The following is an 8,278-nucleotide window of genomic DNA, read 5'->3' on the forward strand; positions in this document are numbered from 1 at the left end:
GTAGCGTTTCGCAGCAACGCGGGGAGTATTGCCGGAAGTAACGCCGGAAGCGGGGCCTTCAAAACGGCGCTCCGTCGCCTTTGCAATCCGCAAACGTGATACGGCGTCCCGTGGGCAATGACACGATCACGAGCCGCGTGTAAAGGTTCACCGTCGCGTAGAGCGCGAGGAAGCGGTTCAGCATTTCGCCGAACAGCGCAAGATCCCCATCGCCAGCAAACTTGTCGCTCTGTAACGTCACCTCGATTTCCACGCCGCGCAGCAGGCCGCCCTTCACGAGTTTTTGCAGCGGACGATGCTTGACGTCGGTGATCGCTTCAATGCGACGGCGGTTTAGCTCACCGTCAGTCCAGTCGTAGAGCGCAAGTGAGCCGCGCAGGATCTCGGCATCAAGCAGCGAAAGGTAGTTTGGCGCCAGATGCGACAGCACGCGCCAGTGAAAACGATCGCCCGTCGGCGGATAAACAGGCAAAGTCGGCGCGCTCAGGTTCCTTACCGACGCGACATTCGTAAAGCCACCGCGCATACGATTGATGCCGGCTTCTCTCAAGCCCTTGCGAGGCAACATGCCATTCGTGCCGGTCACTGATAGCGAGAGCGTTTCATCGTGCATGGCGGTCTCGTTGTCCCAGGCGTGGCCGCCCAGCACCACCCACGTATTAAATCGCCCCGACGGCCCGCGCCGTGTGCGTGTGTGGAAATATCGTTCGGGCATTTCGTGCCGCAACATGCCGCCTCGATGGCGAAATGATGCAAACGGCGCGTACTCGAACCGTGAACCGTTCGATGTCTCAAAGCCGACCACGGCGTCGACTGAATACGGCTCGACAAAATTTCCGTTTGTTCTGACCGCGTGCACCCTGTATCAGGAAGCGCACACGGTTTCACAGCTGAAGGGCTCGCCGCCGGGATACGTCGGTTATGGGCAAGGTGGTGTGCTGACCGAAGCCGTGCGCCGCCGGCCGTATAGCGTGATTCTTCTGGACGAGGTCGAGAAGGCGCATCGCGATGTGCTCAACGTCTTCTACCAGGTCTTTGATCGCGGATTCATGCGCGATGGCGAGGGGCGTGTCATCGATTTCCGCAATACGGTGATTGTGATGACATCGAATCTGGGCAGCGATCAGATCATGGCTGCATACGATGCCGTGCAGGAAGCTGGTGGCGATGTAACCACGAGCATGTTGATGCAAGCCATCAGGCCTCAGTTGATCGATCACTTCCAGCCGGCGTTGCTTGCGCGTTTCCAGACGGTTGTGTATCGACCGCTTTCGGTTGAGGCAATGGCAACCATCGTGCGCATGAAACTGGATAAGGTGGCGCAGCGCGTCGAGCGCAAGTTCGGCTTGCCGCTCATTTGCGACGCCGCGTTGATTGACGAACTCGTACGCGCTTGCCAGTTGCCCGACTCCGGCGCACGCAATATTGACAGCTTGCTCGATCAGCAAATCCTGCCTGTGTTGTCGCGCGAGTTGCTTATCCGTGCGGCGCAAGACACGAAGGCCGCGGCGATCAAGCTTTCATATTCGGATGAAGACGGGATCGGCGTCGAGTTCGACATGTCCGCGGACGACATTACGTCATGACGCGCGGCGGCCCCGGTTTGTTCGAAGCGCTGACGGGTCACTTCGCCAATGGCGATCCGATCGACCTTCATAACCGCAACCAGCAAACATTCTTGTCGGTGCGCGACAACATCCAGCGGATCTTGAACAGCCGCCGCGACAGCCTTGCCCATCTGCCTGATTACGGTCTGGGTGATCTATCAAAGATCTATCGGCACATGCCTGCGTCCGCACATACGCTGCAACGTGAGATCGAAAGTACGCTGCTCAAGTATGAGCCGCGACTGAAGGCCATCGAAATCGAACCAGCCGACAAGCACGACGACATGCTGCTCAGCTTCACGATGACCTGTCATTTGCATCAAACCGGGCTCGTGCGTTTTGGTACGCATTTCGCACCCGATGGAAAAGCGCACCTCACGACACAGGACGAACGCTAGTCTACCAACGCCCCATCCACATCAAAAAAAGGATACGGCCCGTCAAATTGTTCGACATACGCGTGATGTGAAACCAGCCCGACGCCCGCGTTCCAGTAATGCAGCGCGAACGCGCCGGGTTCGAGCACAAAACGCGATGGGGCATCGGCATGCAGATCCAGCACAACCTGATGCGCAGTCGATGGCGCTATCGACGCGATCGTCCCGCCAAAACGTCGATGCACCGGCCGATGCACATGCCCGCACAACACACGTTCCACGTTCGGATGCTTCGCAACCAGCGCCTCGAGCTTGCCGGCAGCTTCGGCGTCGAGCGCCATGTCGTCCATATGTCCGATACCGGTTGCAAACGGCGGATGATGCAACGCGACGATAACCGGCCGCTCACGTGCTTCGTCCAACTGCTGTCCGAGCCACTGCAAGCGCGCGTCGCACAAAGTGCCGGGACTTGCATAAGGAATTTGCGAATCCAGCGCGATGACCCGTAACTCGCCAAGATCGAACGCGAATTGCACGAAGTCGCCACCCGCACCCTCTTTCCGCAAATAATCGGCAGCGAATACTTCGCGCAGCGTGGCGCGGTCGTCGTGATTGCCGACCATCACATACACCGGCATGGTCAGCGGCTTCAGACAATCGGCCACGTGCCGGTACTCTTCCACTGTCCCGAAGTCTGTCAGGTCCCCCGTCACCAGGACCGCATCGGGTCGCGGACTCATTGCGTTGAGACGCTCCACACAACGGCGCAGACAAGCTGCGGTATCGACTTTTCGATAAGCCAGCGCACCAGGAACCTTGATATGCAGGTCGGAAATTTGAGCTAACAGCATGACGGTATTTCTCCAGATTAGTGCAGCGCGACCCAGCCCTCGTCACGTACCGATATCCCTACGATAGTCCCTTGCGCGAGTTCCACCCGGCCGGGGACATCGACAATCAATGCATCGGCGGCAGCATCCTTGATCTTGAGGCGTGTGCGTTCGCCAAGGAACATTGCCGACTCCACCGCGCCGCGTAATTGCGCGGACTCGGGATTGACGAGTTCGGCGTCCTCCGGGCGGAAAAACACTTCTGACCGGCCGCCATCCTGAACACGCAACTGCGCGACGAGTCCCTTCACGTTGATCGCGCCGCCGGACGCAATGAACGCATCATCGCGGCACTCACCGGCCACACGATTCAACGTGCCGATAAACTGTGCGACCGCGCGCGTCGCGGGCTGGTAATAGATTTCGCGCGGCGTGCCGCATTGTTCAATCCGCCCTGCACTCATCACCACGATGCGGTCAGCAAGCGCCATCGCCTCCGACTGATCGTGCGTGACGTAAATGCTCGTCACGCGAAGCTCGCGCAACAGTGCGTTCATCTCGGCACGCAGGGTTTCGCGCAGACGGGCATCGAGGGCGGTCAGGGGTTCATCGAGCAACAAAACACGCGGTCTCGGCGCCAATGCGCGTGCAAGTGCAACGCGTTGCCGCTGCCCGCCGGACAACTCGGTGATCGGCTTGTCGGCGTGCGCGGTGAGTTCGGTCATCGACAGCAATTCATCGACCCGGCGCCGCGCCGCCGATGCCTCCACCTTCTGAATGCGCAGACCATAACCCACGTTGCCGCGCACCGTGAGGTTCGGGAACAGCGCATAGTTCTGGAATACCATGCCGACCTGACGACGTTCAATAGGCAGTGCGGTGACATCGTCGGCGCCAAAACGGACGTGGCCACCCGCGTCGGGCTTCTCGAGCCCGGCGATCAGGCGCAATGTAGTCGTCTTGCCGCAACCCGATGGCCCAAGCAATACAAGCGTTTCGCCGGGTTCTATCGATAAATCGACGGGTTCGAGCACGCGTTGTCCGCGGAACGTTTTCGCGCATCGGCTGAGGGTGACTGGGACGGCTTCGAGTCTCATCGTGCGGTCTTTACGGTTGGAGTTTGAACGGGCAGCGGGTCGGGGACACGCCGCAATGCACGTTTGCGTTTTGCCGCCGCGCGAGCGCTTTGTGCGCCGGCAGGATCGACGCCGAGCCACTGCATCGCGATCAACAATGGCAGCGTCATCAACAGGAAAAGTATCGTGTATGCGCTGCCGATTTCAAGGCGCACCGACGCATAGGCATCGGCGAGTCCGACGGGAAGCGTTTTCGTGTCGGGCGTATGCAGCATCCACGTCAGGTTGAATTCGCCGATGGACAACGTCAGCACCGCAAGCGCGCCGGCAACAATGCCAGGCCGCGCATTGGGCAGCACGATGGTAAAAAACCGCTGTGTGAACGACGCACCAAGGCTCGCTGCACCTTCTTCCATCGTGCGCAGGTCCGTTCCAGCGCAAACGGCCGCGACCGAGCGCACCATGAACGGCAGCGTGAACACGACGTGCCCTGCCACGATGAACCACATGCTGGAGCGAAACGCGCTCCAGCCGCCATACACGGAAAGCAGCGCTAGCGCCGTGGCAAGTCCGGGCAAGGCAATCGGCAATACGAGCAGCTCTTCGATCCACCTCGCCGAGCGGCTGTTGCTGCGCGCGAGCGCGTAGGCTGCGGGCACGCCTATCGCGAGCGTGATGGCGAGCGTGGCGAGCGCGATTTCTATCGATAACCAGACGGAGCCCTGGTACATCGCCCATACTTGTCCGAGCCATTTGAGCGTGAGTCCGCTCGATATGCCGCGAAAGTAATTGACGGTCAGGCCGGCCATCACCGACATCACGACGGGCACGACCATGAACGCGACGAGCGCGAGTGTGACGACCGTTTGTGCAGCAACGAGCAGACCGCGCGGCTTCATGAATTCAGGCATCGGTTGACCTCATGCAGTGGCCGCGACGGTCGCGCCGGTCAGACTGCGCGCAACCGCCAGCACGGCCCACGTGACAAGACCCAGCACAATCGACAAGGCCGCCGCCGTTGCCAGGTTCGCGTTGAGCGTGAACTCGGTGTAGATGGTCATAGGCAAGACGTCGAGGTCGGTGGCAAGCGTGAACGCCGTGCCGAATGCGCCCATCGCGGTCGCGAAACAGACGGCGCCCGCCGCGATCAACGCGGGCATCAGGGCGGGCAGGACGACATCGGCGAAGATCCGCCACGGCGATGCACCCAGCGAACGCGCCGCCTCTTCGAGCGACGCATCGAGCTTGGTTGCAGCCGCCATGACGGTGACGATCACGCGCGGTATGGAGAAGTAGAGATAGCCGAGGAACAAACCGCTGAGCGAGTACGCAAACACCCAGCGATCGCCGGTGAGCCGTGTGGAGATCGCGCCGATCAAACCCTGGCGTCCGGCCAGCATGATCACCATGAATCCCACCACCACGCCCGGAAACGCGAGCGGGAAGGTCAGCAACGCGACCAGCAGGCGCTTCGCCGGCACATCCCGGCGAGCGAGGAACAAGCCCGCCACTGTCGACAACACCAGCGTCGCCGCCGTCACCGCCAGTGACAACGCGATCGTCGCGACGAGGCTGTGCAGATAGCGCGCATTGGTCAGCACCTCGCGATACGCGCTCAACGCATTGGGCACGGCGCTCGCCTGCAGGAGCGCAACGAGCGGCAGCAACCAGAACGCGATGAACACCGCGAGCGCGGGCGCGAGCAACGCAATCCGTGCGCGCGTGGAGAAGGTGGAATCTTGCATGTCTGAAAATCAGTGCATCACACGAAGATACTCTTCGCCGAACGCACTTTGCTTCGCAGCCATCTTCGCGAAATCGACATCCTTCGCACGCGCATAGTCGGATGCCGGCAGGAATTTGGCGGCGACATCGGGCGGCAGCGTACCGCCACGCACCGGACGCAGGAACGCGTTGGCCCACAAGCGCTGCCCTGCGTCGGACAGCACGAAATCGAGCACCTTCTCACCGTTCGCCTGATGCGGTGCGCCTTTGACGAGGCTCATCACATACGGCACGACGATGGTCCCTTCCTTCGGAATCACGAACTCCACGTTCGCGTGATCCTTGTATTTTGCTCGATAAGCATCGAAGTCATAGTCGAGCAGGATTGGAATCTCACCGGACATCACACGCGCGTACGCAGTCTGCTTCGGCACGATCGGCGCGTTGGATTTCATCTTCGCAAACCAGTCGAGGCCGGGCTTGAAGTTATCGAGCGTACCGCCCAGCGCCTGGTTCACCGCAACCGCGCCGGCATAGCCCACGAACGCGGACGATGGATCCAGATACCCGACCATGCCCTTGTATTCCGGCTTCAACAAATCAGCCCATGAACGCGGCACGGGTTTGCCATCGAGCGCGTCCTTGTTCACGAAAAAGCCCAGCGTACCGGAGTGGATTGCGAACCAGTAACCGCTCGGGTCCTTCATGCCGGCCGGGATATCGTTCCAGTGCGCCGGCTTGTACGGCTGCACGAGATCCTTGTCCTTCGCCTGGAACGCCGACGACACGCCGAGATACACCACGTCGGCAATCGGGCTCTTCTGCTCGGCCATCATCTGCGCGATGGCCTGGCCGGAGTTCTTGTTGTCGAAGGGAACACGAATGCCCGTCTGCTTCTGGATGGCTTCGATCTGGCTCGCCCAGTCAGCCCATTCCGGCGGGCAGTTGTAGCAGATCGCGGTGCCGTCGGCATACGCGGCGCCAGCCGCGCAAAAGGTGGCCGTCGCGGCAAGCATCGTGGCGAGGAGTTGACGGATTTTCATGCAGGATTCTCCGGTTCGAGAGCGGCCATCCGGGCCGCAGGTTCGATGTATGACGCGATAGTCGCGCCGGTTCGCACGTTATGAGGCAACTTGAAGGGAATGGGCTCATTAGCTTCGTTCGCGGCTTCGTCGATGGCTTTGCTGTCGGACAAACCGAGCTGCTTCGCCAGATGACGCCATGCGTGCCGGCCGATCTCGCGATTCGGCGTGGCGACGCTCGAAAGCGCGGTCGATAACCACTCGCCGAGTGGAATGCCATCGAAGCCAAGCACGGAGATATCGCCGGGAACCAGCAGACCCGCATGACGCAGGCCGCGAATCACGATCATCGCGAGGCGGTCGTTGCTGCAAAAGAGCGCGGTCGGACGGCGCAGCGGGTCCGAAAGATGCGCGAGCAAGCTGGCCGGCAACTCTTCCGCGTTGAAGTCCATCTCGAGCGGTGGGTAGGGCGTGAGGCCGGCGTCGAGCATCGCATCTTCATATCCGCGATACCGCAGCCGGGCGCGATCCGATTCGGCAAACGACCCGGCAAGCATCAGGATGCGTTTGTGGCCGCGCTGCAGGAGTGCGCGCACGCCATCGCGCGCGGCCCGCCTGTTATCCACCGATACCGCCGCACGGCACGCGGTGTCGTTATGCGCGAGCACATACGGCAGCCCGATGCGATCGAGTTCATCGAGCAGCGGATTGGATTCGGCATCGGCCACGGTCGCAATCAGGCCGTCCACGCGCTGCTCGCGCAAGGTCTCGATGGCGCGGCGTTCGCGCCCACTGTCGTAGGCGGTAGTCATCAGCATCAGCCGATAGCCGCTGGCGGACGCGGCTTCATCGATACCTTGCAGCGACTCTGCAAACACCGGATTGGCGAGCGTCGGCACGACCACGCCGACGAGCCGCGTGCTCACCCCACGAAGCTGCCGGCCGCGCGCGCTGGGCATGAAATCCAGCGCTTCGATGGACTCGCGCACCTTTGCGAGCGTCTCGGCGTTGAGCAGCTCCGGCGTGTTGAGTGCACGCGATACGGTGGCAATGGAGACGCCGGAATGTGCGGCAACGTCTCTGATGGTGGAGTGCATGGGCCAGTCGGGAAAGAGATGAAAACGGTTACAGCGGACGGATTATCTGAGCGCCGTGTGACGCTGGCATGACTGCCTGTGAGCCTGAGCGTCATCTTTTTGGAACCCGTCCTTACCAACTCTTTCTGCTTGTTATGTGGAAGTAACCGTGGCGAAAGCGCAGCGCCTTTTGCGCTTCATGTGCAGGTGTTCCAATGCGGGCGGAAACGAAAAATGGCCATCAAGTCCGGACTCGTCCCCACAGGCCACGCGGCCACCCGCTTTACACACAACAAACGACATCGGAGCTTCACACATGTTTCGTCGAGCCTTACTGGTTGGCGTACCCACTGCAGCAATGGCCATCGGCCTCTATGCATGCGGCGGCGGCAACGACAGCAACCCCGACTCGTCACAGTCGATCCAGAACCGTCTCGCGACGGCCACGCCGATCAAGCACGTCGTCGTGATCTATAACGAGAACGTCTCGTTCGATCATTACTTCGCGACCTACCCGAACGCAGCGAACCCGGCCGGCGAGCCGGTGTTCACGGCCGCCGCGGGC

General features: G+C 61.1%; 8 protein-coding genes and 2 pseudogenes. 3 read left to right on the plus strand and 7 right to left on the minus strand.

Annotated elements, in window-relative coordinates:
• Positions 1 to 58 precede the first annotated feature (58 nt).
• Positions 59 to 865 (minus strand): annotated as a pseudogene (locus ACRXB1_RS05940) (type VI secretion system baseplate subunit TssF); the annotation flags it as partial.
• On the opposite strand from ACRXB1_RS05940, the pseudogene ACRXB1_RS05945 reads away from it, so the two are divergent.
• A pseudogene (locus ACRXB1_RS05945) lies at positions 864 to 1,586 on the plus strand (AAA family ATPase); the annotation flags it as partial. The pseudogenes ACRXB1_RS05940 and ACRXB1_RS05945 sit on opposite strands and share 2 nt — an antisense overlap.
• Positions 1,583 to 2,005, plus strand: coding sequence for a type VI secretion system baseplate subunit TssE (gene tssE, locus ACRXB1_RS05950; RefSeq protein WP_449491432.1), 423 nt, complete (start codon positions 1,583 to 1,585; stop codon positions 2,003 to 2,005). The pseudogene ACRXB1_RS05945 and the gene tssE, both read left to right, overlap by 4 nt.
• Here tssE and ACRXB1_RS05955 read toward each other — a convergent pair.
• The 6 genes from ACRXB1_RS05955 to ACRXB1_RS05980 are packed head-to-tail and all read right to left on the minus strand — an operon-like array spanning position 2,002 to position 7,734.
• A complete protein-coding gene (locus ACRXB1_RS05955; protein ID WP_449491433.1) occupies positions 2,002 to 2,835 on the minus strand; it encodes a phosphodiesterase in 834 nt (277 codons plus the stop codon). The genes tssE and ACRXB1_RS05955 overlap by 4 nt on opposite strands.
• 17 nt (positions 2,836 to 2,852) lie before the next feature.
• Positions 2,853 to 3,911: an ABC transporter ATP-binding protein gene (locus ACRXB1_RS05960; protein WP_174364679.1), complete on the minus strand. Its 1,059-nt coding sequence runs from the start codon at positions 3,909 to 3,911 to the stop codon at positions 2,853 to 2,855.
• Entirely contained in the window at positions 3,908 to 4,801 is an 894-nt protein-coding gene (locus ACRXB1_RS05965; RefSeq protein WP_449491434.1) for an ABC transporter permease, read from the minus strand. The genes ACRXB1_RS05960 and ACRXB1_RS05965 overlap by 4 nt, the downstream gene beginning before the upstream one ends.
• 9 nt (positions 4,802 to 4,810) lie before the next feature.
• On the minus strand, positions 4,811 to 5,635 hold the full coding sequence (locus tag ACRXB1_RS05970) for an ABC transporter permease (protein ID WP_174364657.1): 825 nt from the start codon (positions 5,633 to 5,635) through the stop codon (positions 4,811 to 4,813).
• 9 nt (positions 5,636 to 5,644) lie between these two features.
• The gene (locus ACRXB1_RS05975) at positions 5,645 to 6,658 is read right to left on the minus strand and encodes an ABC transporter substrate-binding protein (RefSeq protein WP_449491435.1); all 1,014 of its coding nucleotides are present in this window, start codon (positions 6,656 to 6,658) and stop codon (positions 5,645 to 5,647) included.
• Positions 6,655 to 7,734: a substrate-binding domain-containing protein gene (locus ACRXB1_RS05980; RefSeq protein ID WP_449491436.1), complete on the minus strand. Its 1,080-nt coding sequence runs from the start codon at positions 7,732 to 7,734 to the stop codon at positions 6,655 to 6,657. Before ACRXB1_RS05980 ends, ACRXB1_RS05975 begins: the two co-directional genes overlap by 4 nt.
• A gap of 295 nt (positions 7,735 to 8,029) precedes the next feature.
• Here ACRXB1_RS05980 and ACRXB1_RS05985 point away from each other — a divergent pair.
• Positions 8,030 to 8,278, plus strand: a 249-nt coding sequence (locus tag ACRXB1_RS05985; RefSeq protein WP_449491437.1) for an alkaline phosphatase family protein, incomplete at its 3' end; no start/stop codon positions are given.

The sequence above is a fragment of the Caballeronia sp. M23-90 genome, assembly GCF_053574605.1.